Raw genomic sequence first — 25,506 nt, 5'->3', positions numbered from 1 at the left:
CTTGCCTCGGCCACCGTCCGAGGCTTGAATCACCTTTTGACTCTTATAGGAGGCCCTGCCATGACCGATCTTTCCAATCGCCAGTTTCTGCTCGCCAAACGCCCTTCCGGTGCCGTGCGCCGTGATGATTTCACTTATCAGGAAGTGCCTGTCCCTGCATTGGCGGACGGCCAGATTCTGCTGAGAAACAAATATCTGTCGCTGGACCCTGCCATGCGCGGCTGGATGAACGAGGGCAAGTCCTACATCCCGCCTGTACAACTTGGCGAAGTGATGCGCGCACTGGGCGTGGGCGAAGTCATCGAGTCGAAGAACCCGAAATTCTCCAAGGGCGATCATGTACAAGGCGCCATCGGCGTTCAGGATTACTTCGTCGGCGAGCCCAAGGGGTTCTACAAGATCGATACCAACCTCGCACCGCTGCCGCTTTATCTTTCGGCGCTGGGCATGACCGGCATGACCGCCTACTTTGCGCTGCTGGACGTCGGCCTGCCGAAGAGCGGCGACACCGTGGTTATTTCAGGTGCAGCCGGGGCAGTGGGCAGCATTGCCGGGCAGATCGCCAAGCTCAAGGGTTGCCGCGTCGTCGGGATCGCCGGTGGCAAGGAGAAATGCAGCCTGCTGACCGAAGAACTGGGGTTTGATGCCGCCATCGACTACAAGGCCGAGAGCGACATTCACAAGGCGCTGAAGCGTGAATGCCCGGACGGCGTGAACGTGTATTTCGATAACGTGGGCGGCGACATTCTGGATGCAGTGCTCAGCCAACTGGCAGTCGGTGCGCGCGTAGTGATCTGCGGTGCGATCAGTCAGTACAATAGCACCACGGCCGTCAAAGGCCCGGCCAACTATCTGTCGTTGCTGGTCAACCGTGCCCGCATGGAAGGCTTTGTAGTGCTCGACCACGCGGCTCGTTTCGGTGAAGCGGGCAAGGAACTGGCAGGCTGGGTCAAGGAAGGCAAGATCAAGAGCAAGGAGCACATCGAGGAAGGTCTCGAAACCTTCCCTGAAACCCTGCTCAAGCTGTTCAGTGGCGAGAACTTCGGCAAGTTGATGCTGAAGGTGGATTGAAATTACTGAAGCTGGGGGATCGTGCCAGCGCTCTGCGTTGGCATGCATCTCGTGACGCTCTGCCTCACATTCGCGAGCGGACGCGGAGCGTCCTGAGAGGCGTTACAACGCAGCGTGGGAACGATCACAGGGTAGGCATTCAGTGTTTACGCCAGCTCGGCAACCACCGCCGCCAGTGCCTTGGCCGGATCGGCTGCCTGGCTGATCGGGCGGCCGATCACTAGGTAGTCGGAACCGGCGTCCAGTGCCTGACGCGGGGTCAGGATGCGGCGTTGATCGTCCAGCGCGCTGCCTGCCGGACGGATACCAGGGGTCACCAGTTGCAATGACGGGTGAGCCGCTTTCAGCGCCTGCGCTTCAAGCGCCGAACACACCAGACCGTCCATACCCGCCTTTTCCGCCAGCGCCGCCAGACGCAGCACCTGCACCTGTGGATCAATATCAAGCCCGATACCGGCCAGGTCCTCGCGTTCCATGCTGGTCAACACCGTGACGCCGATCAACAGCGGCTGCGGACCGCTGCGCTGATCCAGGACTTCACGGCAAGCAGCCATCATGCGCAAGCCACCCGAACAGTGAACGTTAACCATCCAGACACCCATTTCTGCTGCGGCTTTGACAGCCATCGCGGTGGTGTTGGGAATGTCATGGAATTTGAGGTCGAGGAACACGTCGAAACCCTTGTCACGCAGGGTTTCGACGATGTCCGACGCACAACTGGTGAACAGTTCCTTGCCCACCTTGACCCGGCACAGCTTGGGGTCGAGCTGATCAGCCAGACGCAGGGCGGCTTCTCGGGTCGGGAAATCCAGGGCGACAATGACGGGAGTCTGGCAGGCGGACATGGGCGGGTTCTCAGGTAAGTCGAAATCGGCGCGCATTGTAGCCGAACCTGCGGACAGACGGGACCCGTAGATCGGTATTTACCAAGCGCGCCCGTCTGTGACAGACGTTAGCCTGATCGTCCGGAGGCCCCATGCTGGCCTGCACTTGCAGCGAACATCTCAAGCCCGCCACGCACCAAAGCCGCACATCACCCTGAACCGATTCAGCGATCCGTTCTACAAACGACCTCTTTTGAAGCAATACGACGGTTCGTCGTGCACTGGCACGGCCTCTGCAAGCCTCTGCAACAAAATGTTTCGACGAACTTCGAACCTCAGGGAGATAACGATGAGTACTCAACTCAAGCCAACGCTAGGCACGCTGCATCTATGGGGGATCGCTGTCGGACTGGTGATTTCCGGCGAATATTTTGGCTGGAGCTACGGGTGGGGTGTGGCAGGCACGCTGGGATTTCTGGTAACAGCGCTGATGGTCGCCACCATGTACACCTGCTTCATCTTCAGTTTCACCGAGCTGACCACTGCCATTCCTCACGCGGGTGGCCCATTTGCCTATAGCCGTCGCGCCTTCGGCGAGAAAGGCGGCCTGATCGCCGGCATGGCGACGCTGATCGAATTCGTCTTCGCGCCACCGGCCATTGCTCTGGCAATCGGTGCGTACCTCAATGTGCAATATCCCGGGCTTGACCCCAAGCATGCCGCAGTCGGTGCATACATCGTGTTCATGGCCCTCAACATCATGGGCGTGAAGCTGGCGGCGACCTTTGAGCTGGTGGTGTGCATTCTGGCGGTTGCCGAGCTGCTGGTGTTCATGGGCGTGGTCGCACCCGCCTTCAGCTTCAGCAATTTCGCCCTGAACGGCTGGGCAGGCTCACAGACATTCGGCCCCGAGGCCATCGCAGGGATGTTCGCGGCGATTCCATTCGCCATCTGGTTTTTCCTGGCCATCGAAGGCGCGGCCATGGCGGCCGAGGAAGCGAAAGATCCGAAGCGCACCATTCCAAAGGCCTACATCAGCGGCATCCTGACGCTGGTGACGCTGGCACTGGGCGTGATGCTGTTTGCCGGTGGCGTGGGCGACTGGCGCACTCTGTCAAACATCAATGACCCACTCCCACAGGCGATGAAAGCCGTGGTCGGCGACAGCTCCGGCTGGCTGCACATGCTGGTGTGGATCGGCCTGTTCGGTCTGGTAGCCAGCTTTCACGGGATCATCCTGGGCTATTCGCGTCAGTTCTTCGCCCTCGCCCGCGCCGGGTATCTTCCAGCTTCTCTGGCAAAGCTGTCGCGCTTCCAGACGCCGCACCGGGCAATCATCGCAGGCGGCCTGATCGGTATCGCCGCGATCTACAGCGACGGACTGATCAACCTGGGCGGCATGACGCTGACTGCTGCGATGATCACCATGGCGGTATTCGGTGCCATCGTGATGTACATCATGAGCATGCTCAGCCTGTTCAAGCTGCGCAAGACCGAACCGTTGCTGGAGCGCTCGTTCCGTGCGCCGGGCTACCCGGTGGTTCCCGGCATTGCACTGGCCCTGGCGGTGGTGTGCCTGCTTGCGATGGCCTGGTTCAATATGCTGATCGGCCTGATCTTCCTCGGCCTGATGGCGATCGCTTTCATCTACTTCAGCCTGACCGCCAAGTCCCGCGCCGACGCACCTGCCGACGCCATGCTGACCGGACTCTGACGTTGCCCTTCCCATAAAACCATGAGGCCGCACGCGAATTGATCGCGCGCGGCCTCTGCATGGCGCTTACACTTGAACCAATGAGCCGCACCGCAGCTCAAACCGGTATCACAAGAAGGAGAGCGTTATGCCCTGGTATGCCTGGTTAATTCTGTTGGTTGCAATCGGCTCGATCGCAGGTGGCCTGATGATGCTGCGCGACACCGCAAAAAAGGTTCCTCTGACCGAAGAGCAGCTCAAGCGTGTCCATGAGCGCAACGCCGAAATGGACGCCAAGGAAGCCAAGGACCGCTGAATCCCGGGGTTGAAAGGCGCATGAGCCTGTCAGCCCTGCCTCATTCCAGAACGACACCGGCCTGCATCGGCAAGACCTTGATGTTCAACGGCCGGAAGATGGTGTCCAACTCCCCGTCCTCACGCAGCTTTTGCAGCAGCTCGCTGAAATGCACGCCATTGATGGCGCCATGTGGACGCATGAGTGCGTACTGCCGATAGACCTGGTCGACACGATCAGAGACCAGCAGCTGCGACGCTTCATCCTTGTTGTGTGACATGAAATCGATCAGGTAGGAACGCGTGACAGGCGCGATGTCGGCACGTCCACGTAACACCATCAACAGATTGCTGTCGTGGGAATAGGTGGAGGTGATGTTGAAATGCTCAGCCAGGTATTTCTGATCGGCATTGAAGTTGGCAAACCCGTAGTGATAACCACTGAAGATCGCCAGACGCTTGTCATGCAAGTCATCGAAATAGTTCTGCTGACGCCCTTCGACGCGACGCGCCACATAAACTTCAGCGTCTTCAAGGCCCATGTCCACGGTCTCGTGAGCGATCTCCCTCCAGCCCCATTCAGGATTTTCAAAGATCGCGATGTCGAAACGACCTTCCGCGAAGTCGCGGAACCTGCGTGGCACCGAGGTGGGCACCATGATGAACTGATAATCGTCCTGCTCGGCGTTCAAGGCGTCCACCAGCCGTGGAAGAAGCCCGGCATCCTCGCCTTTTTCAGGGCGGACCATATAAGGCGGGAAATGCACCGCCGCCACGCGAACGATCTGAACGGCGGCAGCCTGCGATGCAGACAGCAGTGACGCGACCAGAAGCGTTCCCAATACTGCCCTGCGCGCAAACGACTCGATTATCACTGCATGTTTCTTCATAAAAACGACATCGATTAAAACCTCACAAGCTATGCGGTTTCGTCGCTTTAAACAACTCTAGAAATCAGCGTACAAGTATCGATTCAGTAGAGGGCTTCTCGAGGGTTCTTCCAACTTGGTACAAACGCACGAATACTTGCTGCCAGGGTCGATGCAAGAGAGAGGACAATCAAGATGCGTCCACATGACTACCGCCTGACAAGAGCACCGGGCACAGCCGTGCGTAAATGGCTACGCTCAACCTGACGCATACTGACGGGAGCATTGATAATGCCGCATTGGCTGGTGATTGATCTTGAGGCAACCACAGAAGAAGGTGGTTGGCCTGTCGCAGAAATGGAAGTCATCGAAATAGGCGCGACGCTGGTCAATCAGGATGGCCGGGAGCTGGATCACTTCGAGCGCTTTGTGCGCCCGGTGCGCAGGCCGGTGCTGACTCATTTCTGCCGTGATCTAACGCATATCAGTCAAAACAATATCGACAGCGCCGCGACATTCCCCATTGTGTGGCCGCTGTTCGAGCGCTGGCTGAGCCATCACCGGGCGCGAGTCGTGGGATGGGCGAGCTGGGGCGACTACGACCGCAAGCAGCTGGAGGAACAATGGCGCCAGCATGACATGACCAGCGCCCTGTCCGACATGCCTTACGTCAACCTCAAACAACGCTTCGCCCAGGCTCGCCAGTTGCAACGCCCCGTGGGGCTCAACAGCGCATTGCAACTGGCCGGCATGCAGTTCACGGGGCAACAGCATCGCGCGCTGGTCGATGCGCGCAACACCGCCAGACTGCTGCCGTTGATACTGCCCAATTGAATACGATGGTTCCTGATATCGTCGGCAAAATGCCTCCCACGGTCGGGTGTTTGCCGCAGGACGCCCTGAACGACCGTCAGTCACTTGGTATTAAGCCTTATGTATTAAAAGTGACGGGATTTCGCCCGTTGGGCATACTGGCAAGCCCTTTTTAACCCTTTCATAAGGAATCGCCCATGTTCAAGGTTAACGAGTACTTCGACGGCACCGTCAAATCCATCGCTTTCAGCCAGGCTGAAGGTCAGGCAACCATCGGTGTGATGGCGGCGGGCGAATACGAGTTCGGTACTGCGCAAAAGGAAATCATGCACGTGATTTCGGGCGAGTTGAGTGTAAAGCTCCCTGACAGCACCGACTGGGAAACCTTCGCCACCGGCAGCCAGTTCAACGTTCCCGCCAACAGCAAATTCCAGCTCAAGGTCAGTGTCGACACCGCCTATCTGTGTGAGTACCGCTGACAGACCAACGTGGGAGGGCCTGTCCTCCCACGGCTTCGCGCAAGCTTTTCCACGCCCTACCCCGCTTCATCCATCCCGGCATTGAACTGCAACGCCGCCAGCCTCGCGTACAGCGGGTTGTTGGCAATCAGTTGTTTATGCGTACCGACAGCCACCAGGCGCCCCTTGTCCATCACCACAATACGATCGGCGTTCTGAACCGTCGCCAGCCTGTGGGCGATCACCAGCGTCGTACGCCCTTTCATAAGGCTCGGCAGCGCCTGCTGGATGAGATGCTCACTTTGCGCATCCAGGGCACTGGTGGCTTCATCCAGCAACAGGATTGGCGCATCGACCAGCAGCGCTCTGGCAATGGCCAGACGTTGACGCTGTCCGCCTGACAGCCCCATTCCGCCATCCCCCAGATGAGTCTGGTAACCGTCAGCCATGTCGAGGATGAATTCGTGGGCATGAGCGATGCGAGCGGCGGCCTCAACCTGCTCAGACGTCGCGGTAGCGTTGCCGTAGCGGATGTTGTCTTCGACACTGCCGAAAAACAGCGCAGGTGATTGAGAGACAAACGCGAAACAGCGGCGCAGATCGAGAGGATCAAGCTCGGTGACAGGCACACCTTCGAGCAGGACACGTCCTTGCTGAGGATCATAGAAGCGCAGTAGCAGGTCAAAAAGCGTTGATTTTCCGGCTCCCGAAGGCCCGACGATGGCCAGGGTTTCGCCTGCCTGGATCGCCAGACTCAAGTCATCGATCGCATTGCGTTCCGGACGAGACGGGTAGGCAAAGCTGACGCCTTCCAGCGCCAGTCTTCCGGTGACCCGTGCAGGCAGGCGTTGCAGATTGACCGTCGGCGCTGTGATTTCGCTGCGGGCCTGAAGCAGTTCACTGATCCGCTCGGCAGCACCCGCTGCCCGCTGCAGCTCACCGATCACCTCGCTCAATGTACCGATTGCCATGCCGACCACTAGCGCATAGAACACGAACGCCGCCAGTTCGCCGCTGGAGATTCGGCCGCTGATCACGTCCATGCCGCCAACCCAAAGCATTACCGCGACCGCGCCCAACACCAGCACGATCACGACCGTGACCAGCCACGAACGCTGCAGAATCCGCTTGCGAGCCGTATCGAAAGCCTGCTCGGCGGTGACCGAAAAGCGCTGTTTGTCCTGTTGCTGGTGGTTGTAGGCCTGGACCGTCTTGATCTGCCCAAGTGCTTCGGCCACATAGCTGCCGACATCAGCGACCCGATCCTGGCTTTCCCGCGACAAACTGCGCACGCGCCTGCCGAACATCAGGATCGGCGCGATGATCAACGGCAACGCGACCACCACGATGCTGGTCAGCTTGGGGTTGGTCACGAACAGCAATATGACGCCCCCGACCACCATCAGGGCGTTGCGCAAAAACATCGACAGTGAAGAGCCGATCACTGACTGCAGCAACGTGGTGTCGGCCGTCAGTCGCGACTGGATCTCGGAACTGCGGTTGTTCTCGTAAAAGCCAGGATGCAGCTCGATCAAATGATCGAATACTCTCTTGCGCAGGTCTGCGACAACGCGCTCGCCAATCCATGACACCAGGTAGAAACGCGTGAACGTGCCGACGGCCAGACCGAGCGTCAGCAACATGAACAGGCCGATGGAGCGTTCGAGCAATTCGGGCGAGCGGGTCATGAAGCCCTGATCGACCATCAGCTTGATGCCCTGCCCCATGGACAACGTAATGCCTGCCGTGACAATCAGCGCAAGCAAGGCGCCCAGTGCATGCCATCGATAAGGCGCGATAAAACCCACAGCCAGACGAATGGCCTGACGGTGACGACGGGGAACCACTGAAATCATGAAAAAACCAACCTGCCTGTACGTCTGGATTGACCAAGCCGCCAGCCTACACCTCTCGTGCGACAAAAACGCTCGAGGACGTCGGCAAAAATCAGTGAACTTGATCGGCGTTTGACGGGTCATGTGATATGACAGCTTTACGAGCCCCCTATAAGGGATCGATCTAAGCAATTGCTGGCAGATTTATCCTGTTTCTGCTGGACTGGAGCCACGCTTGAACGACTGAACGATGTCATCGGGCGGTCATCAAGTGTCGCTAAATTCAACGCGCAACCCTGATGAAAGGAGAAACACCATGAGCCTGCAAGAGCGCAGCAGTAGCGAAGTCACTATCGTTCGAGCGACCCCAGACCTGCCCGTTGGCGGTGCGATTCTCGACCAGGATGGACGCGAAGTTGTGATCACTGAAGAAATGGTTCAGGCGGCCTGCCAGGCGTGTGACAAGCTTTGGGTCACCCCTGAAGAACAAAACTGAGTGACACCGAATACCTTGAAACCCGACTCCAGAGTCGGGTTTTTTCTACCTGTCATTCGCCCTGCATGACCACCGCACCAAGCGCACGGACAATCTTCGCCAGCGCCTCGGACTCGCCACTCAGGCAGACCTTGAGCCCTTCGATCTCCCGACGCGGCGGATAGTGTTTACGCAGCGCGTCGAAGGCCAGACGCTGACTGGCGGTATCACCCACCAGACTGCGCCTGAAGTCGGCATCATCCCGACGCGGGTCGTAAACGCCCCGGCACAGCATGTTCAAGGCCCAGACCGGGTCGGTTCTCTCATCCAGCGTCACCTGGGCAAGCCAGGGTCGGGGCAGCAGATCCTCAAGCACAATGGAGGCTGGCTGACCGAGAAAGGCACAGAGCGCCTGATAGATCTGCGCAGTCCCGCGCTGCCGGCCGTCCAGGCTGTAACCGGCGATGTGCGGCGTGGCAATCACACACAGATCAGCCAGCGGTACGTTGACCTGCGGTTCGCCTTCCCAGACGTCGAGCACGGCCTGCAGATCTTCACGATCGAGAAGCACCTCATGCAGTGCGGCGTTATCGACCACCGCTCCACGGCTGGCATTGATCAGCCAGGCACCTTGCCTGAGCTGGCGCAGACGTGATTCGTCGAACAGGTGCCAGGTCGGTAAGTTGCCGGTTCTGTTGAGCGGGGTATGCAGGCTGATCACATCGCAGCGCTCGACAATCTCATCAAGCGTGACGAAATCAACCGACTCAGCCGCCTGACGCGGAGGGTCGCAGACCAGCACGTTCCAGCCGAGCCCTTTCAGGACATTGACCAGCCGCCCGCCCACCTGTCCGGCACCGACGATGCCATAGGTGCGTTGCGCGAGGTCGGCACCTTCGATTTCCGCCAGCGTGAGCAGGCTGCCCAGCACATAGTCCACCACACCACGGGCATTGCAGCCCGGCGCACTGGACCACTGGATTCCGGCTTCCAGAAAATAGGCCAGATCCAGATGGTCGGTGCCGATGGTGCAGGTCCCGACAAAACGTACTGCACTGCCTTCCAGCAACTCGCGAGTGACCGGCGTCACCGAGCGCACCAACAGGATGTCGGCGTCGGCAACCGCAGCTCGGTCGATGGAGCGGCCCGGCAAACGACGGATGTCGCCAAAGTGAGCAAAAAAGGCGTCGAGCAGGGGAATGTTTTCATCAGCGACAATGCGCATGGGGGGTCTCTCTGAAGGCGGGCATTGGCCCTTGCTCAGCGCGAGCAAGGGCGAGAGGCGGCGACAACCAATCAGTCCAGCTTCTTGCGGATCCAGTACAGGAAGGTCCCGTCACCGGCCTGCTGCTCGATCAGTTCATGGCCGAGGAAAACGCAGAACTTGGGGATGTCGCGGGTAGTCGACGGGTCGGTCGCAATCACCTTGAGCAATCCGCCAGCAGGCAGGTCGCGCACCTTCTGATGCAGCATCATTACCGGCTCCGGGCAGAACAGTCCGCTGGCATCCAGCACGGCATCGACGGTGAGGCTTTCGGTGGATTCAGACATGGGGGGCTCCAGAAACGGGTGGTCATTGTTACCTAATTCGCACGATCACGTCAGCCCTTGCGCGGACGTGCTGTCTTGGCGACGTCCAGTCTGCGCAAATGACAGGTGACTTCTTCACGGTCGTGATAGAGCTGCTTGCAGCCGATCGATACGCGAATGCCCCGCTCCTTGAAGCCTTCCTCGATACGGTCGAGCAGACGGCGCACTTCAGCGTAGCGCTGTTTCATCGGCAACTTGAGATTGACCACCGCTTCACGGCACAGGCCTTCGCCCAGCCAGGTTTCCAGCAGCGCAGCGTTGCGCGCAGGTTTTTCGACGATGTCGCACACCATCCAGTCCACCGGCTGACGAGGCTTGTAGGTAAAGCCGTCGGCCATCAGGTGTTGCACGAGCCCGGTGTCCATCAGGCTTTCCGCCATCGGGCCATTATCGATTGCGGTCACCAGCATGCCGCGGCGCACCAGTTGATACGTCCAGCCGCCGGGCGCAGCGCCCAGATCCACGCCGGTCATGTCGCCGGACAGGCGCTCATCCCACTGATCTCTGGGAATGAAGTGATGCCAGGCTTCCTCCAGCTTCAAGGTCGAGCGGCTGGGCGCCTCACGCGGAAACTTCAAGCGCGGAATGCCCATCGGCCACATCGCCGAATTGCCAGCGTCTGCAAGCCCCAGAAACACTTCGCGGCCACTCTTGAAAGTCAGCAGCAGGCGCGGCTTGCGCGGGTCGTCGATCAGCTTGCCCGCCTGGGTCAGGGCCTTGCGCAGCGGCGCTTCGAACTTCTTGCAGAAATTCGACAGTTCCTTGCCGTCGTTGGTGTCCACGACTTCCAGCCACAGGCTGCCGCAGACCGGGAAATCAGTCATCTGCCCGAGGATCACGCTGATGCGGTCGGTTTCCGGCAGGTCCAGAAAAACGCCGCGTGCCCACTGCCGGGGAAAGATCAGTTGATCGAAGCGCTGGCCATTCATCAGTCGTTCGGCACCGTCGGGCTCGCTGCAGATGAATTCCGCGCAGGCGGTGTTGGGGCGCGCCTTGGCGTAACCGGCAACTTCCAGGCGCGCAGCATGCTCGGCGATCTCCGAGCAAACCTCGCTTTCGAAACCGGGCCGGCAATGCATAAACAGCGTATTCATGGTGACTCCTGGGACAACGACACGCGGGCGTAACCCGGCGGACTTGAAAGCCGCGCATGATAACGGAATCAGGAACCACTGGCGCGGCCCGGCAGTCCACTAAGCTTGAGGCCACACGCGGCGTCCACGACCTGATCCACCCGGACCCGCGATTCGTCGCTCACAGATTATTCTACAAGGAGCCGTTCATGCCCTCCCTCGATAGCCTGAAAAGCCTGAAAACACTCGACATCGATAACAAGACCTACCATTACTTCAGCCTGCCCGACGCCGCCCGCTCGCTGGGTGATCTGGACAAGCTGCCGATGTCACTCAAGGTGCTGCTGGAAAACCTGCTGCGCTGGGAAGACGACAAGACCGTCACCGGTGACGACCTCAAGGCCATTGCCGGCTGGTTGAAAGACCGTCGTTCCGACCGCGAGATTCAGTACCGCCCTGCACGGGTGCTGATGCAGGACTTCACTGGCGTACCTGCGGTTGTCGATCTGGCCGCCATGCGCGCCGCCGTGGCCAAGGCCGGTGGCGATCCACAGCGCATCAACCCACTGTCGCCGGTGGACCTGGTGATCGACCACTCGGTGATGGTCGACAAGTTCGGCGATTCGCAGGCGTTCGAGCAAAACGTCGATATCGAGATGCAGCGCAACGGTGAGCGTTACGCGTTTCTTCGCTGGGGCCAGAGCGCCTTCGACAACTTCAGCGTGGTGCCGCCAGGCACTGGCATCTGCCACCAGGTGAACCTGGAGTATCTGGGCCGCACGGTCTGGACCAAGGAAGGAGACGGTCGCACCTACGCGTTCCCGGATACCCTGGTCGGAACCGACTCGCACACCACCATGATCAATGGCCTGGGGGTGCTCGGCTGGGGTGTGGGCGGTATCGAAGCCGAGGCCGCCATGCTCGGCCAGCCGGTGTCGATGCTGATTCCGGAAGTGATCGGCTTCAAGCTGACCGGCAAATTGAAGGAAGGCATCACAGCCACCGACCTGGTGCTGACCGTGACCCAGATGCTGCGCAAGAAAGGCGTGGTGGGCAAATTCGTCGAGTTCTTCGGCGACGGCCTGGCCGATCTGCCGTTGGCGGACCGTGCCACCATCGCCAACATGGCGCCGGAATATGGCGCGACTTGCGGCTTCTTTCCGGTCGATGACGTGACGCTGGATTACCTGCGCCTGTCCGGTCGCCCGGATGAAACCGTGAAGCTGGTCGAGGCCTATAGCAAGGCACAGGGCCTGTGGCGTCTGCCAGGTCAGGAACCGGTATTCACCGACAGCCTGGAACTGGACATGAGCACGGTGGAAGCCAGCCTTGCAGGGCCGAAGCGCCCGCAGGATCGGGTTGCTCTACCCAATGTCGCTCAGGCCTTCAGTGACTTCCTCGGCTTGCAGGTCAAGCCTGCGAAAGTCGAAGAAGGTCGACTTGAAAGCGAAGGCGGAGGCGGAGGCGGTGTTGCCGTGGGCAACGAAGCGCAGGTCGGCGGCGAGATTTCTTACGAGCACAATGGCGAAACCCATCGTTTGAAGGATGGCGCCGTGGTCATCGCCGCCATCACTTCCTGCACCAACACCTCAAACCCGAGCGTCATGATGGCAGCCGGGCTGGTTGCGAAGAAGGCTGTAGAAAAAGGCCTGCAGCGCAAGCCGTGGGTCAAAAGCTCGCTGGCTCCGGGCTCCAAGGTCGTCACCGACTATTACAAAGCGGCAGGCTTGACCGAATATCTGGATAAGTTGGGGTTCGATCTGGTGGGCTACGGTTGCACCACCTGCATCGGTAACTCAGGCCCGCTGCTGGAACCCATCGAAAAGGCCATTCAACAGTCGGACCTGACCGTTGCGTCAGTGCTGTCGGGCAACCGCAACTTTGAAGGTCGTGTTCACCCATTGGTGAAAACCAACTGGTTGGCTTCCCCACCGCTCGTGGTGGCCTACGCACTGGCAGGCTCGGTGCGCATCGACATCAGCAGCGAGCCGCTGGGCGAAGGCTCGGATGGCAAGCCGGTTTATCTGCGTGATATCTGGCCGACCCAGAAAGAAATCGCCGAAGCCGTGGAAAGCGTCAACACCAGCATGTTCCACAAGGAATACGCAGAAGTGTTTGCCGGTGACGAGCAGTGGCAGTCTATCGAGGTGCCGCAAGCGGCAACCTATGTCTGGCAGGACGATTCGACCTACATCCAGCATCCGCCGTTCTTCGAGGACATCGGCGGCCCGTTGCCGGTCATCAAGGATGTCGAGAATGCGCGCATCCTTGCGCTGCTGGGCGACTCCGTGACCACTGACCATATCTCTCCTGCGGGCAACATCAAGGCCGACAGCCCTGCCGGGCGTTACCTGAAGGAGAAAGGCGTCGACTATCAGGACTTCAACTCCTATGGCTCGCGTCGTGGCAATCATGAAGTGATGATGCGCGGCACTTTCGCCAATATCCGCATTCGCAACGAAATGCTGGGGGGTGAGGAAGGCGGCAATACCGTGCACGTCCCTTCCGGCGATAAGCTGGCGATCTACGACGCAGCCATGCGTTATCAGCAGGAAGGTACGCCGCTGGTGATCATTGCCGGGCAGGAATACGGCACCGGCTCCAGCCGCGACTGGGCAGCCAAAGGCACCAATCTTCTGGGCGTCAAGGCGGTGATTGCCGAGAGCTTCGAACGTATCCACCGCTCCAATCTGGTCGGTATGGGCGTATTGCCGCTGCAGTTCAAGAACGGGCAGACCCGCAAGAGCCTGAACCTGAGCGGCAAGGAGACGTTGAGCATCACCGGGCTGACCGATGCCGACATCCGTCCGGGTATCGGCCTGCAATTGCACATCACCCGTGAAGATGGCAGTCAGGAGACGGTCGACGTGCTGTGCCGCATCGATACGCTGAATGAAGTCGAGTACTTCAAGTCCGGCGGCATTCTGCATTACGTACTGCGGCAGTTGATCGCGTCCTGATAGCCGCGACGGCACCTGGGATATCCCCGGGTGCCTGCGGAAGCGGTTAGAAACAAATTCCCTCGCCCAAAGCGCTGTAGACTCCCCGATTTCATTCATCAGGGGTATTGCTATGGCCTCACGGCACTGGCTGGCTTTAAGTCTTCTGAGCCTCGGGTACGGGCTGGCGCTTTTACACGGCAGCCTCGCCCCTTCAGCGTTACTGGGCCTGAGCCTGCTGATCATCGCTGGCGTGTGCGTCCAGAACACTCGCCCTCGCTACGTTCGCGTGATCGGTCACGCAATGTTCATTCTGACGGGCCTGGCGCTGGCTTTAAGCGTGATGCCCGGTTTCAACAACGCGATCGTCATTGATGCCGTACGGTTTACGCCCGACGCGGCGGCCTACACGATGGACCTGAACCTGGACAAGCCTCTGATCGGCTTCTGGCTGCTGCTGGCCTGCCCCTGGATTCTGGTCGGCGTCGGCATTGCCCATTCACTCAAAGTCGGCGTTCTCGCACTCGTCGTCACATCTGCGTTCTGCATGACGACGGCCGTTCTGCTGGGCATCACGGGCTGGGCGCCCAAATGGCCTGCGCAAAGCACGATCTGGTGGGTGAACAACCTACTCCTGGTAACCCTGACAGAAGAGCTGTTCTTCCGCGCCTATCTTCAAGGCGGTCTGCAACGATGGTTCGGTTCCACAAGGTTCGCGACGCCGCTGGCGATCACCCTCACAGCCTGTCTTTTCGGACTTTCACATCTTGGCGCCGGATGGGAATGGGTACTGCTCGCGGGCATGGCGGGTATCGGTTACGGCGTGGCTTTCCGTTTCGGTGGCCTGACGGCTGCGGTGATCAGCCACTTCGGGCTGAATCTGGTGCATTTCGCACTGTTTACCTACCCTATGCTGGACCGGTAGCTGCGTCTGACGAATCAGAAACTGCCAGTAATATTCAATTTTCGAGCTGACCGGTCGATAACACGCGAAAGTCTTATTGATCGAAGGACCGAAATCCAATGCGCAATAACCAGCCAATCACTCAATGTGAGCGGACTTTTCCTGCCGAACAACGTCTGATATCCACCACCGACACCCGCGGCACCATCACGTACTGCAACGAAGCCTTCGTGGACATCAGTGGGTACAGCCATGAAGAACTCGTCGGCGCGCCTCATAATACCGTCCGCCACCCTGACGTGCCGCCTGCCGTTTTTGAGCACATGTGGACGACGCTCAAATCCGGCCAACCCTGGATGGGCATCGTCAAGAACCGCTGCAAGAACGGCGATCACTACTGGGTCAATGCCTACGTGACGCCGATGCTGGAAAACCGCCAGGTTGTGGGTTTCGAGTCGGTACGCATCAAGCCGACCGCCGAGCAGATCCGTCGTGCCGAAGGGCTCTACGCGCGCCTGAACCAGGGCAAGAGCGCAGTGCCAGGGCGCGATAAATGGCTGCCGATGCTGCAGGACTGGCTGCCGTTCATCCTCGTCAGCCAGCTCGGTTTTCTGATCGGTGTATGGCTGAACTCGTCATGGGGCTTTGCCCTGACCGCCGCGCTCTCGGTGCCGCTGGGCCTGCTGGGGCTGTCGTGGCAACAACGTGGCACCAAGCGCCTGCTGCGCCTGGCCGAACAGACCACCTCCGACCCGCTGATCGCGCAGATGTACACCGACAGTCGCGGTCCGCAGGCGCGTCTGGAGATGTCGATACTCAGCCAGGAGGCGCGCATGAAAACCTGCCTGACGCGCCTGCAGGACACCGCTGAACACCTGAACCATCAGGCACGTCAATCCAACTCGCTGGCCAACGCCAGCTCGACCGGGCTCGAGCGTCAGCGCGTGGAAACCGAACAGGTGGCCGCTGCGATCAATGAAATGGCGGCTACCACACAAGAGGTCGCCAGCCACGTGAACCGCGCCGCCGAGGCCACGCAACAGGCCAACGAACTGACCCGTCGCGGTCGCGATATTGCCGGCGAGACCCGCGAAGCCATTCAGCGTTTGTCGACATCGGTCGGCGAAACCGGCCTGACTGTGACGCAACTCGCCAAGGACAGCGATGAAATCGGCGGCGTGGTCGATGTGATCAAAGGCATCGCCGACCAGACCAACCTGCTGGCCCTCAACGCCGCCATCGAAGCCGCCCGCGCCGGAGAAATGGGCCGTGGGTTTGCCGTGGTCGCCGACGAAGTCCGGCAACTGGCGCAACGCACCGCCGAATCCACCGGACAGATCCATGGCCTGATCGCCAAACTGCAACAGACCGCGAACGACGCCGTCCAGACCATGAACACCGGGCATCGCCAGGCCGAAGAAGGCGTAGCCCGCGTACTGGAAGCCGATCAGGCGCTGGTGGGCATCAGCGAAGCGGTGGCCAACATCACCGACATGACCACCCAGATCGCCACGGCCACCGAAGAACAGAGTTCGGTGGCTGAAGAGATCAACCGCAATATCTCGACCATTGCCGGATTGGCCGACAAGACTTCGGATGAAGCGCATCGCTCTGCAGTATTGAGCGCGGAATTGACGGATACGGCGAATTCGCAATATTCGTTGGTGGAGCGGTTTAATCGGTAAGGGATAGTGTTTGGAAGAGCCTCGGCAGATTTGGGTTTGTCGGGGCTTTTTCTTTTCATGCAGCCAAGCCAAATGCACTCAGCAGGACAGTAATTCCTACAACAATATCTGTGTACTGCGTAGGTCACTTCTCTAACCATTCACATGAGAGAAAAACAGGCGAAACAGGTTTGACAATGACGCACATATCCTATTAGTTAAAGTTCAAGCAATAGCATCTACACCCTGGCAACATCACGCATTGCTCAAACCTCAACAACAAGCGTGCAGACGCACCTTGCTAATTAATTGGATAAGATCATGAACACGTTCAAGAATATTGAGCTGTCAGCTCCTGCCATTCCCGTAGCCGATTATGACGGCCTTATAAAGGTAGCGGATCTGGCAGCGAACATCGAGGTTCTGTTTACCCTTACAGGTATGATTCAACAGGGCGATCTCTTCGAGTTGAAAATTAACGGTACTGAAACAGTCTTTGATCAGATCATTTCTGACCCAAACCCACCAAGCGAACTGTCGTTCATCATGAATATACATCCACGCTACTTGATGAATGACGGATCCTACACTGTCCACTATAGCTGGACTGGCTTTCCAGGCATGATCACGCAGGACTCGCTAAAGACAGTCATCCGAATAGACCGCACTGCACCCGGCGCAACCCTCCTCGCCCCAATCATCTTCCCGCAGATCAACTTCGGGGAAGTCCTGAAAGGCGCAATTCCTGGCTACGCGGACATGCAGTCCGGTGACCGAATTCAGACCCTGTGCAACGGCATCGAAGGACCGGTTCACGTGGTCACACCGCAAGACCTGACCGACCGGCCTGTGCAAATCGGCTTTGAGCGTGAATTTCTGACGAACCTGGACAGCGAGCACATCACGTTCAGCTATCAGGTAGTCGACCGGGCAGGTAATGTTTCGATCATGGCGCAACTCGTCGAGTTGTCCATGCAGCGTTAAGCCTTACAAAGGCACTCATATGAATACTTGAAAAACCATCGTTCACGCGAACGTGTGAACGATTTCGGTAATAATGTTGAACGAAATATCCTACATAGGAGTGGGATAAGGATGATTGCAGAATCTTTTTCTAATTTTCAGAAATTACTGTAGTAAGCGTCCTACGCTACTCGTGAAAAATTGATCGCACCGAAAGATCCGAATTCAAGCCTGACCCCTTAAACACGGGACCAGCAGTCATAAATAAACATCTTAAACAGACACAATCTGTAACACCATAATCAAATACCCATTGCACATCTCGCCAATGGCGAGTGACTTGATATTGAACGCAGATTGCCTTGTAATATTTTCCGCAACGAAAAACCACCGTTGCGAACACAACACCTCATAACGACTAAATATATCAGGCAAGGGAACGCGATGAGCGAAGATGATTCGAAAACACCACCCCCGGATGAACGACCGAAAGAAGATGCAGCAGACGTGGTCGAAGAGCCGACTGCTGCCTATGCAGAGCGTAAGCCTGCGGTTGCAGCGATACCGCCATCTGATATTTCAGACACCTTGAAACCGCCTCAACTGCCCCATGTCAATCCTGACGCCATCACTCAGGAGCAGGTATTTGCAGGCATCGTTATTCACATACCCGGTTCCGTAAAACTGTGCGAAGGCGACGTGATCATCTTTTACTGGGGCAGGAACGCATCCCAGACACAGGTCTATCACCGTGTCGGAGCGAACAGCATCGTGCGAGAGATGTGCCTGTCCTACCACTTCATGGCGGAGCCGCAGTACGGGCTTGTCGATCTTTATTATGAAATCCATCGGGAGAACCAACTGATCGGCACTTCACCCGCCTTGAGGGTGACCGTCAACTACTCGCCCCCGTTGACACCCAAACAACGACAACGAAAGCGCTGGATCAGCCGCCGCTTCCCCGATAACTGACTGAAAGGCCCTCGGTGAGCGATCACCGGGGGCCTTGGACTGGATGAAACCTGCTGCGCTCTAAGCGTTAAAACGCCAGGCTCAGCCCCACATTGGCCCCCCAGGGTTGCTCGACATGCTTGCCTTTCATGTAATCGAAGTCCGCATGCACCTGCAGGCGCTCGGACAGCGACACCGACACACCGGCACCCAGTTCTGCCCGCGAGCCGAACAGGCTGTTGTCGAACTTCGCGTCATTGACGCTCACCTCATTGCTGCGGGAGAACTCCTGTGCCAACGCGACACGCACATAGGGCTGCAGCACGCCGCCGTCCTTGAGCGCGATGGTGCGACCCGCCGAGGTGCCGACCTTGCCCAGCAGCGAGTGTGTGCGGTCGTTCTTCGCCTTCAGGTCGTTGTCCATGCGGTAGTCCTTCCCTTCAACAACAACACTGGACAACTGAGCAAAGGGTTCCAGAAAGTAGTCGTCCGCCAGCTTGATGTGGCGACCGAACTCTACCCAGCCGCCCACTGCGGAGTTGCTGTAATCACCCTTGACCTGGCTGGCATCGCTCATCGCCACCTTGGCCTTGTTGCGGAAGCGGTTGAGCTTGAGCACGCCATCCAGGTAGTAGCCATCGTCCGCCAGCCAGGTGCCGTAAGCGCCCGCATAGTAGCTGTCGATCTTGCCCGACGTGCCGCGACTCAAGTCCAGATCGGACTTGCTGTAACCGCCCAGCACACCAAACAGCAACTGACCGTGGCTGACCTCAATCGGCGCATCCGCACCGAGCGAAAGTCCGCTGATCTGCTGCCGATAGTCCACGCCGTCACCGGTCGTAGCGTTGAGGCGACTGCCATAGGCGCGCATCCAGCTACCGCCCCGGCCCGTCCCGCGGATTTCTCCCATGCGCGTTCGCAGCGTCGAAAGCTCACCCATCCACACCGTTGGCGCGGCATTGAACAACGCCAATGCACTCTGAGTGGACGGACTGATCACCTTATCCTCGCCCACGATGAACCAGTCATTGCCTTGCTGCTTCAACTGATAGGAAAAAGCACCCAGGTCCACTCGGCCACCGAGCAGACTGAACTGCGCGTCGCCGCCCTCGGTGTGGACCACTTTCAGCGGCTCCATGTCGGAAGAAACGACCTCCAATCCGGTATTACGCACCCGCAACCCGAACTGCCCGCTGGCCTGACCGTTGACATCGATCAGGTCGCCGACGCCCTTGTCCAGATCCACCCGCATGCCAAAGCTGCCCTGCCCCGACAGCTCATTCAGCGACAAGGTATGAAATCCCTCTTCAGCGAAATTCACACTACCGCCTTCCATGGACAGCGACTTGATGGCGTTATCCCCCACCATCTGCCAGTTGCCACCGGACTTCACAGCAAGGATGTTGCCATTGATGATATCGCCAGTGAGGCTCGCGTTGTTTTGCAACGTCACGTTCAGGGTGCTGGTGTCATCCGAAACCAGATTTCCTCCAAGCGTACTGTTATCCACTTTGAAATCCACAATGCTGCTTTCAGCGACTTCCAGCAGATTGCCGTTACCGGAAAGCAACTTGGAACTGTTTTGCACCGTAATATCTGCGCGAACATCGAGCAAATCACGATAATATACCCTTATGGATGCACCGCCTATACCTTCAACGGTCGAGTTATCGATAGTGATGACAGATTCCTTTTCCAGCAATTGACCAGACGCCGGATCTATAATCCTGATACCACTCTCATCACCTACAATATAGCTACCTTCAGCAATGACCATATTCGGGCCAGCAGCGCTGATACCGTAACCCGGGCTACCCAACGGGCTCCAAGCGTGACCATACACTTTAGTTGCTCTGATATCGACATCACCAAAGACTCCAGCGCTTATTCCGACGCCTGCCCCAGTCACTTCGCTGGAACGGACTTTCAACGTGGAACCGGAAGAGGGAGTACCGAAACTGCCGACACGGATAGCGGGTTGAGAACTCCCCTTTACCGTAGCGCCGTTGATGTCTGCAAAGCTGCCATCCAATAGTATACCTTGCTCTACATAACCCGAATTCATAACCAGCTTCGCGTCTCTGAATGAGGCTCCTTGTATCCTGCCGTTGTCGATAATATTGAGTTGACCTGAGTCCATGACGTTATAGTAGTCGGGGATCGTGGTAGTCGAGTCTACCGTCAATGTCTCCCCGCTAACGCGTACCGCCATAACCGTCTGCCCGTCAGGCAAATGTAAAGGCTGCCTCAATCCGCCAGTTTGAGTATTTGCCAAGACCTTGCCTACCAACGAAGCGCCGATCAAAACAATCACGCAACGTGAAACAAGATATCTTTTTTTTCTGCATGCTTTTACCGAATAATTCACCGCCATCTCCTCAATTGTCGAAGCAGGAAAATTAGCGTGATAACACTTTTTCTGTAGGCATCAGCATCTGCAATAAATGTAGGAAAATTCCGAATTAAATATAAATAAAATCCTACAACCAAGCCATCTCAAGGCACGAATAAAAAAACAATTTTTTAAAACGAGAAAAAACCAAAAGCACCTATTGACACAAACTCGAAAACCCTATTACGTCAAAATCGTGACTTAGACAACCGACAAACAAAACCGCCATCGAACGTCTCTCGCACAATTACCTGAAAAAGCTCCGAAATCTTATTACATAACCCACTGGAAAATCAGTTATGAAAACAGCATTAAACAGTATTGTTTCAGCCCCCATTCATGTCCTGAAAAAACATGCCAAGGGTCAACCGTTGGAACTGGTTGCACCCGATATCGAAGTTGCCTTCCATGATCAGGACACGCCAGGCCTCATTCCCGTCAACGCGCTGGATGCTCCGTTGACTGTCACTCTCAAGGCCTGGCCTGGTGCAGTAGAGGGCTACGGCTATCAACTTCATTTCGACGATGAAGATTCTGGGCCTACTAAATATATTCTGGAATCTCATACACCAGGTGACCTGCTGACGCTCGAAATTCCGACAGACCTCATGACCGAAGGGTTTCACAAGGTTCAGTATAAGGCTACCAACCCTACGAACGAGGTGAAGGAATACTCGGGTGTCTTCAGGATTCAAATCGACAAAACCCCACCCGGCGCGCCTGAACTGGCAGCCATCCAGTTTCCGCCCGAAATCCAGAATGGACTGACTGCCGCAGAGCTTGATCACTTGGGTGGCAAGCTTGACGTGCAAATCGCTGGTTATACCGGCATGAGGAAGCACGACCTCATTCAAACATGGTGGGGTGGCGTTGAAGGCCCGAACGCTGTGGTTAGCGAAGACGACATGGGCCTGAACAAAGTCGTCATTACCTTCACGCGCGAATTTCTGGAAAGTGCAGGCGATCAGGAACAGTTGGTCAGTTATCAGGTCTTTGATCGGGCAGGGAACGCGTCGATTTTTTCAAATCCGGTGCCTGTCGTACTGAGACTTCAGGACACGCCTTCAAACTTCCCTGCCCCCGTTATCGACCCGTCAGTTGGAGACCTGATCGATTACGTCGAAGCGAAGACAGGCGTTCTGGTTGATATCCCCCACTACCCTGGCGCAGCGGCACTTGATCACATCCAGCTTTTCTGGGGCGACGACAATCCTCTGCTGCCGGTTATCCTGCCCGGTGGCGATGAGAATGAAGACATCGTCATGACAATTCGGGTGCCTTATGAAGCAATTATGAATCAACCGCAAGGCAGGGTAAGCGTTCATTACGAAGTGTCACGAAAAGAAGAAGTCGCGGGCCTGTCCTTATATACAGATATCGACGTTTTCGCTGCCTTGCCTTTCCCGGCCCCCCTGGACAGTCTGGTCATTCAGGGCACCAGTGTGGGAAACCCCAACAAGGACGATAACTTTATCGACGAGGATGACTATGAACTGAATGGACGGGCTGTCGTAAAATGGAACGCGGGCCTGACGATCAGTGACGACTTGAATCTTCATTGGGGTGAGCAAGTCAAGCCGCAGTGGTATCAAATCAAGTCGAGTGACGTGTCCAACGCCAGAGACCTTATCATTCCTATCGATGGCGACATCATCAGGAGTCAAGGAACAGGCCCGGCAATTCCGGTGCATTTTACGGTCACCCGAAGCGGCAACCCCAACCCTGTCAAATCTCCGGTACAACCAGTCACGGTGAGATCCAAAGAAGACCAGCCGGGCGGGCCTGATGGTCTTGAAGGCCCTAAATTCAACCTCACATCAAATGGCGTTTTGGGCCCCAATGAGAATCCCGATGGTGCATTTGTAACTATCGCGCCCTATGCCAACATCGCAGAAGGGCAACGTATCACGTTCACGTTCAAGGGTTTTGATAAATCCAACAACCCGATCGACAGTGCAACGTATATTGCGACTCGAAAACTGGACGAGATCGACAGCGTGGACGGTTATCGCTTCAAAGTCCCTTTTATTAATACCCGAATGATTTGCACCGGCTTTGCGGAGGCCAGCTATACGGTCAATCCCGTAGAGGGCAGTAACCAGAGCCCGGCCAACTCGGTCAGCACCCGAGTTATTGTCAACATGCTGAAACCTTCCGAAGTCACCTGCTACCTCCGTTGACCGTGCGGGCCTCACGGCCCGCAACTTAACATTAAAAGGATTTTTATATGGATAACAACCTCGCACTCAATGCAGACACCCCTGTTCTGGAAGCGCCAAGCATTCCGGTAGCGTTGGATAACGGCGTAATACCGATTGCTTACCTGGACAGTCCACTTATCGTGGAGTTCAAAGTCTGGCCAGGCGCAATGCCCGGTTATACTTATCAGCTCTACTTTGACCACACCCTCATCGGCCCCAGGAAGCCCATTCTGGAGAGTCATAAACCAGACGACCTCCTGACACTTGAAATCCCCGCCGGCTTGCTCGTTGAAGGTAGCCATACTGTCGGATACGAAATAGAAAACCCTGTCAACATGGTGACCGAGCAGTCTCTGGAAACCGGAATCACAATTGACCGCCTACGACCAGGCAGCCCCGTCCTGGCTCCCATCCTGTTTCCGAAGCAAGTTCAGGACGGTCTGAACTCGGACGAACTTAAAGATATGGGGGATATCCTTTCGGGAACGGTTGCCAGCTACAGAGGCATGGAAGAAGGCGATGTGATTCGCACTTACTGGAACAATGTGCCAGGCCCAATGGCGGTCGTCACTAAAGATGACATGGGGTTGAAGCGGGTGATGGTCGACTTTGTCAGACCTTTTCTGGAGCTGATCGGCGACATCGAAGCACCGGTCTATTACACGGTGACCGACCTGGCGGGCAACCTGTCCATGAACTCGGAACCGTTGGTGGTCAAACTGCAACTGTTTGCAGAGATTCCTTTGCCCACCCCCACCGTAAAACAAGCCAACGGCGACACCCTCGACCCAACCAACGCCCCGAATGGTGCAACCGTTGTCATCGACGCCAGCGCAAGCTTCAAGGCCGGTGATCGAGTCACGGTTCAGTGGAAAGGTCCGAAAGGCAGCGACACGAAGGAAAAGACCCTCATCGACAGCGAGGCTGGTCAGCCGCTGGAAACCGTGTTTGCCCCTGCGCTGGTGGTCGCCAATGCCGGGCAGAACGTTGAAGTGGTTTACACCGTCAACCGCGCCAATGGATTGGTGCAGACGTCCGCGACGCTGACCTTGAAGGTTCTCGCCGGCCTGACGAAGCTCCCGGCACCACGCATGGACACGGTCGGTCACGATGGCGTGGTCAAGCCGTCGTTGATTCCTGAATCCGGGGCAACGGTGCGGGTGAGTTATCCGGGCATGAGTGGCGAGGACAGTGTGGTGCTCAACTGGCGCGGTCTTTCCAGTCATGACACGCCGGCCAAAACTGCGACGGGCAATGAGCTGCTGTTCAACGTTCCCAAGGCATGGATCATCGCTTCGCAAGGCGGTTCTGCCAGCGTCACCTACACCGTGACGCGTGACAGCGTTTCCAAGGGCTCAGTCCCATTGTGGCTCACGGTGGAAAAGGAGCTGGTGTTCGATACCTCGCCCGTCACGCTGGCGGGCAAGGTTTATCTGATTCCGAGCGTGCCGGATCTGCTGCCTTCGCTTCCGGCTGGCACCAGCGTCAGGCGACAGGCTTCGGGTGGACAGGCACCTTACCGTTACACATCGAGCAACCCGCTGGTGGCCAAGGTGGACGGCAATGGTCTGACGACCGTGCGCGGCAAAGGCACGGCAACGATCTCGGTCACCGATGCATCGGGGGCCAGTAAGAGTTATCAGGTGACCGTCACCAAGGTCATTCATTGCCTGGGGCTGGGCAGCGGCAGTCTGTCGCAGATGAGCAGCGCAGCCTCGGCCAAGGGCGGCAGAATTCCGTCGATCAACGAGTTGAAGGAAATCTACGCCACCTATGGCAACCGCTGGCCGCTGGGCAAAGGCAACTACTGGTCGTCGACCGTCGCGGCAGTGAACCTGGTGGGCTGGAAATGGTACTACGTGAAAAATCTGGTCACAGGCGCAGACTTCAAATTGCTGCACCACAATGCCAGTCTTGGCGTCGCCATTCGCTAAGCGATTGCTGAAGCGTTAGCCAGGGCGTTACGTGAATAACGTAACGCCCTCTTTTCATGTATGCACATCAGGCGTACAGCCCTCCCGCTTCAAGAGCCCGACCATGCGCCACACTGCCACGCCCACTCGCCGCTTTGTCCGCCCTCCTTCCAGCGAAGGCACTTTCGACGCCCGCGTCAACCAGAAGCCTTTTGTCCTGACCTCGCTGCTGGGGCGACTGACGCAGCGCCCGGAACTGTCCCACGCGCCTGATCACTGGATCTGGAAAGTGATTGCCGACGGCAAGGTCGGCAACAAGCGCACCAGCATCGGACTGTTCTTCGATCATGACCTGCGTCCCGGAACGCACAACCTGATCGGCCACGACCGAATCAAGGTCATCTATAACGAAACGCCCAATTGGCAGAGCGTGATCTACCACTCCGGGCATTTTCAGGCAGGTGTACTGAAACTGATCGAAGCCAATCCGCGCACGATGCGTTTGAGAGGCGAATTCAGTTTCAGCATGTCGGCCGTGGCATTCGAGGTCACCGAGGGTGCCTTCGAAGTGCTGTGCAAATGAC

Annotated in this window: 21 protein-coding genes; 14 read left to right on the top strand and 7 right to left on the bottom strand. The window is 57.5% G+C overall.

Translation table 11 applies throughout. The annotated features are described in order from the left end of the window. Nucleotides 1–60: 60 nt before the first annotated feature. Nucleotides 61–1,071, top strand: a complete 1,011-nt coding sequence (locus tag CFBP1590_RS09270; RefSeq protein ID WP_088234888.1) for an NADP-dependent oxidoreductase — start codon at nt 61–63, stop codon at nt 1,069–1,071. 146 nt (nt 1,072–1,217) lie between these two features. Here the strand turns inward: CFBP1590_RS09270 and pyrF are convergent, their stop codons facing one another. Then, complete coding sequence (gene pyrF, locus CFBP1590_RS09265) at nt 1,218–1,916, bottom strand: orotidine-5'-phosphate decarboxylase (RefSeq protein WP_025995251.1); 699 nt, start codon at nt 1,914–1,916, stop codon at nt 1,218–1,220. A 328-nt stretch (nt 1,917–2,244) separates the two neighbouring features. On the opposite strand from pyrF, the gene eat reads away from it, so the two are divergent. Together eat and CFBP1590_RS09255 are read left to right on the top strand one after the other, a co-directional pair. Next, entirely contained in the window at nt 2,245–3,609 is a 1,365-nt protein-coding gene (gene eat, locus CFBP1590_RS09260; protein WP_025995250.1) for an ethanolamine permease, read from the top strand. A 127-nt stretch (nt 3,610–3,736) separates the two neighbouring features. Next, entirely contained in the window at nt 3,737–3,904 is a 168-nt protein-coding gene (locus CFBP1590_RS09255; RefSeq protein ID WP_004880879.1) for a DUF2897 family protein, read from the top strand. Between the two features lie 40 nt (nt 3,905–3,944). On the opposite strand, the gene CFBP1590_RS09250 is transcribed toward CFBP1590_RS09255, so the two are convergent. Next, the gene (locus tag CFBP1590_RS09250; RefSeq protein ID WP_004880877.1) at nt 3,945–4,772 is read right to left on the bottom strand and encodes a substrate-binding periplasmic protein; all 828 of its coding nucleotides are present in this window, start codon (nt 4,770–4,772) and stop codon (nt 3,945–3,947) included. A gap of 270 nt (nt 4,773–5,042) precedes the next feature. On the opposite strand from CFBP1590_RS09250, the gene CFBP1590_RS09245 reads away from it, so the two are divergent. Together CFBP1590_RS09245 and ppnP are read left to right on the top strand one after the other, a co-directional pair. Then, nucleotides 5,043–5,585 carry a 3'-5' exonuclease gene (locus tag CFBP1590_RS09245; protein ID WP_029242832.1) on the top strand — a complete coding sequence of 181 codons (543 nt, stop codon included), beginning with the start codon at nt 5,043–5,045 and terminating at the stop codon, nt 5,583–5,585. Between the two features lie 176 nt (nt 5,586–5,761). After that, nucleotides 5,762–6,043: a pyrimidine/purine nucleoside phosphorylase gene (gene ppnP / locus CFBP1590_RS09240; RefSeq protein ID WP_004880874.1), complete on the top strand. Its 282-nt coding sequence runs from the start codon at nt 5,762–5,764 to the stop codon at nt 6,041–6,043. Nucleotides 6,044–6,099: 56 nt separating this feature from the next. On the opposite strand, the gene CFBP1590_RS09235 is transcribed toward ppnP, so the two are convergent. After that, nucleotides 6,100–7,878, bottom strand: coding sequence for an ABC transporter transmembrane domain-containing protein (locus tag CFBP1590_RS09235; protein WP_088234887.1), 1,779 nt, complete (start codon nt 7,876–7,878; stop codon nt 6,100–6,102). A gap of 295 nt (nt 7,879–8,173) precedes the next feature. Between CFBP1590_RS09235 and CFBP1590_RS09230 the strand changes: the two genes are divergently transcribed. Continuing rightward, nucleotides 8,174–8,353 carry a PA1571 family protein gene (locus CFBP1590_RS09230; RefSeq protein WP_004880870.1) on the top strand — a complete coding sequence of 60 codons (180 nt, stop codon included), beginning with the start codon at nt 8,174–8,176 and terminating at the stop codon, nt 8,351–8,353. 52 nt (nt 8,354–8,405) lie between these two features. Here CFBP1590_RS09230 and pdxB read toward each other — a convergent pair whose 3' ends face one another. The 3 genes from pdxB to rlmM all read right to left on the bottom strand — a co-directional run bounded on the left by pdxB (nt 8,406) and on the right by rlmM (nt 11,016). After that, nucleotides 8,406–9,557, bottom strand: coding sequence for a 4-phosphoerythronate dehydrogenase PdxB (pdxB, locus tag CFBP1590_RS09225; protein ID WP_088234886.1), 1,152 nt, complete (start codon nt 9,555–9,557; stop codon nt 8,406–8,408). A 71-nt stretch (nt 9,558–9,628) separates the two neighbouring features. Further along, the gene (tusA, locus tag CFBP1590_RS09220) at nt 9,629–9,883 is read right to left on the bottom strand and encodes a sulfurtransferase TusA (protein ID WP_004880865.1); all 255 of its coding nucleotides are present in this window, start codon (nt 9,881–9,883) and stop codon (nt 9,629–9,631) included. Between the two features lie 50 nt (nt 9,884–9,933). After that, the gene (gene rlmM / locus CFBP1590_RS09215) at nt 9,934–11,016 is read right to left on the bottom strand and encodes a 23S rRNA (cytidine(2498)-2'-O)-methyltransferase RlmM (protein WP_029242828.1); all 1,083 of its coding nucleotides are present in this window, start codon (nt 11,014–11,016) and stop codon (nt 9,934–9,936) included. A gap of 188 nt (nt 11,017–11,204) precedes the next feature. On the opposite strand from rlmM, the gene acnA reads away from it, so the two are divergent. From acnA to CFBP1590_RS09190, 5 genes are all read left to right on the top strand, one after another. Next, entirely contained in the window at nt 11,205–13,955 is a 2,751-nt protein-coding gene (acnA, locus tag CFBP1590_RS09210; RefSeq protein WP_088234885.1) for an aconitate hydratase AcnA, read from the top strand. A 112-nt stretch (nt 13,956–14,067) separates the two neighbouring features. Next, on the top strand, nt 14,068–14,859 hold the full coding sequence (locus CFBP1590_RS09205; RefSeq protein WP_029242826.1) for a CPBP family intramembrane glutamic endopeptidase: 792 nt from the start codon (nt 14,068–14,070) through the stop codon (nt 14,857–14,859). Between the two features lie 98 nt (nt 14,860–14,957). Then, a complete protein-coding gene (gene aer / locus CFBP1590_RS09200; RefSeq protein ID WP_088234884.1) occupies nt 14,958–16,523 on the top strand; it encodes a methyl-accepting chemotaxis protein Aer in 1,566 nt (521 codons plus the stop codon). A gap of 300 nt (nt 16,524–16,823) precedes the next feature. After that, complete coding sequence (locus CFBP1590_RS09195) at nt 16,824–17,486, top strand: hypothetical protein (RefSeq protein ID WP_088234883.1); 663 nt, start codon at nt 16,824–16,826, stop codon at nt 17,484–17,486. A gap of 423 nt (nt 17,487–17,909) precedes the next feature. Further along, entirely contained in the window at nt 17,910–18,437 is a 528-nt protein-coding gene (locus tag CFBP1590_RS09190; protein WP_088234882.1) for a hypothetical protein, read from the top strand. Between the two features lie 67 nt (nt 18,438–18,504). Here the strand turns inward: CFBP1590_RS09190 and CFBP1590_RS09185 are convergent, their stop codons facing one another. Next, nucleotides 18,505–20,628: an autotransporter family protein gene (locus CFBP1590_RS09185; protein WP_231991858.1), complete on the bottom strand. Its 2,124-nt coding sequence runs from the start codon at nt 20,626–20,628 to the stop codon at nt 18,505–18,507. 479 nt (nt 20,629–21,107) lie between these two features. Here CFBP1590_RS09185 and CFBP1590_RS09180 point away from each other — a divergent pair, with 479 nt between their 5' ends. From CFBP1590_RS09180 to CFBP1590_RS09170, 3 genes are all read left to right on the top strand, one after another. Then, nucleotides 21,108–22,988 (top strand): hypothetical protein, encoded by a 1,881-nt coding sequence (locus CFBP1590_RS09180; RefSeq protein WP_205855599.1) that lies wholly within the window; start codon nt 21,108–21,110, stop codon nt 22,986–22,988. 47 nt (nt 22,989–23,035) lie between these two features. Further along, on the top strand, nt 23,036–24,943 hold the full coding sequence (locus CFBP1590_RS09175) for an immunoglobulin-like domain-containing protein (RefSeq protein ID WP_050575405.1): 1,908 nt from the start codon (nt 23,036–23,038) through the stop codon (nt 24,941–24,943). Nucleotides 24,944–25,046: 103 nt separating this feature from the next. Then, nucleotides 25,047–25,505 (top strand): hypothetical protein, encoded by a 459-nt coding sequence (locus CFBP1590_RS09170; RefSeq protein ID WP_088234880.1) that lies wholly within the window; start codon nt 25,047–25,049, stop codon nt 25,503–25,505. Nucleotide 25,506 lies beyond the last annotated feature (1 nt).

The organism is Pseudomonas viridiflava (genome assembly GCF_900184295.1).
GTDB classification, from domain to species: Bacteria; Pseudomonadota; Gammaproteobacteria; order Pseudomonadales; family Pseudomonadaceae; genus Aquipseudomonas; species Aquipseudomonas viridiflava.
The sequence above is the reverse complement of the archived record's forward strand: the minus strand, read 5'-3'. Positions and strand labels throughout refer to the sequence as shown.

What these genes read in the sequence shown, in the direction of transcription:
- ppnP (WP_004880874.1), top strand. Translation starts at nt 5,762, where the DNA reads ATGTTCAAGGTTAACGAGTACTTCGACGGCACCGTCAAATCCATCGCT.
- pyrF (WP_025995251.1), bottom strand. Translation starts at nt 1,916, where the DNA reads ATGTCCGCCTGCCAGACTCCCGTCATTGTCGCCCTGGATTTCCCGACC.
- CFBP1590_RS09235 (WP_088234887.1), bottom strand. Translation starts at nt 7,878, where the DNA reads ATGATTTCAGTGGTTCCCCGTCGTCACCGTCAGGCCATTCGTCTGGCT.
- CFBP1590_RS09185 (WP_231991858.1), bottom strand. Translation starts at nt 20,628, where the DNA reads ATGGCGGTACGCGTTAGCGGGGAGACATTGACGGTAGACTCGACTACC.
- tusA (WP_004880865.1), bottom strand. Translation starts at nt 9,883, where the DNA reads ATGTCTGAATCCACCGAAAGCCTCACCGTCGATGCCGTGCTGGATGCC.
- CFBP1590_RS09180 (WP_205855599.1), top strand. Translation starts at nt 21,108, where the DNA reads ATGAAAACAGCATTAAACAGTATTGTTTCAGCCCCCATTCATGTCCTG.
- CFBP1590_RS09230 (WP_004880870.1), top strand. Translation starts at nt 8,174, where the DNA reads ATGAGCCTGCAAGAGCGCAGCAGTAGCGAAGTCACTATCGTTCGAGCG.
- aer (WP_088234884.1), top strand. Translation starts at nt 14,958, where the DNA reads ATGCGCAATAACCAGCCAATCACTCAATGTGAGCGGACTTTTCCTGCC.
- CFBP1590_RS09255 (WP_004880879.1), top strand. Translation starts at nt 3,737, where the DNA reads ATGCCCTGGTATGCCTGGTTAATTCTGTTGGTTGCAATCGGCTCGATC.
- CFBP1590_RS09170 (WP_088234880.1), top strand. Translation starts at nt 25,047, where the DNA reads ATGCGCCACACTGCCACGCCCACTCGCCGCTTTGTCCGCCCTCCTTCC.
- eat (WP_025995250.1), top strand. Translation starts at nt 2,245, where the DNA reads ATGAGTACTCAACTCAAGCCAACGCTAGGCACGCTGCATCTATGGGGG.
- rlmM (WP_029242828.1), bottom strand. Translation starts at nt 11,016, where the DNA reads ATGAATACGCTGTTTATGCATTGCCGGCCCGGTTTCGAAAGCGAGGTT.
- CFBP1590_RS09250 (WP_004880877.1), bottom strand. Translation starts at nt 4,772, where the DNA reads ATGAAGAAACATGCAGTGATAATCGAGTCGTTTGCGCGCAGGGCAGTA.
- CFBP1590_RS09205 (WP_029242826.1), top strand. Translation starts at nt 14,068, where the DNA reads ATGGCCTCACGGCACTGGCTGGCTTTAAGTCTTCTGAGCCTCGGGTAC.
- pdxB (WP_088234886.1), bottom strand. Translation starts at nt 9,557, where the DNA reads ATGCGCATTGTCGCTGATGAAAACATTCCCCTGCTCGACGCCTTTTTT.
- CFBP1590_RS09245 (WP_029242832.1), top strand. Translation starts at nt 5,043, where the DNA reads ATGCCGCATTGGCTGGTGATTGATCTTGAGGCAACCACAGAAGAAGGT.
- CFBP1590_RS09175 (WP_050575405.1), top strand. Translation starts at nt 23,036, where the DNA reads ATGGATAACAACCTCGCACTCAATGCAGACACCCCTGTTCTGGAAGCG.
- CFBP1590_RS09270 (WP_088234888.1), top strand. Translation starts at nt 61, where the DNA reads ATGACCGATCTTTCCAATCGCCAGTTTCTGCTCGCCAAACGCCCTTCC.
- acnA (WP_088234885.1), top strand. Translation starts at nt 11,205, where the DNA reads ATGCCCTCCCTCGATAGCCTGAAAAGCCTGAAAACACTCGACATCGAT.
- CFBP1590_RS09195 (WP_088234883.1), top strand. Translation starts at nt 16,824, where the DNA reads ATGAACACGTTCAAGAATATTGAGCTGTCAGCTCCTGCCATTCCCGTA.
- CFBP1590_RS09190 (WP_088234882.1), top strand. Translation starts at nt 17,910, where the DNA reads ATGAGCGAAGATGATTCGAAAACACCACCCCCGGATGAACGACCGAAA.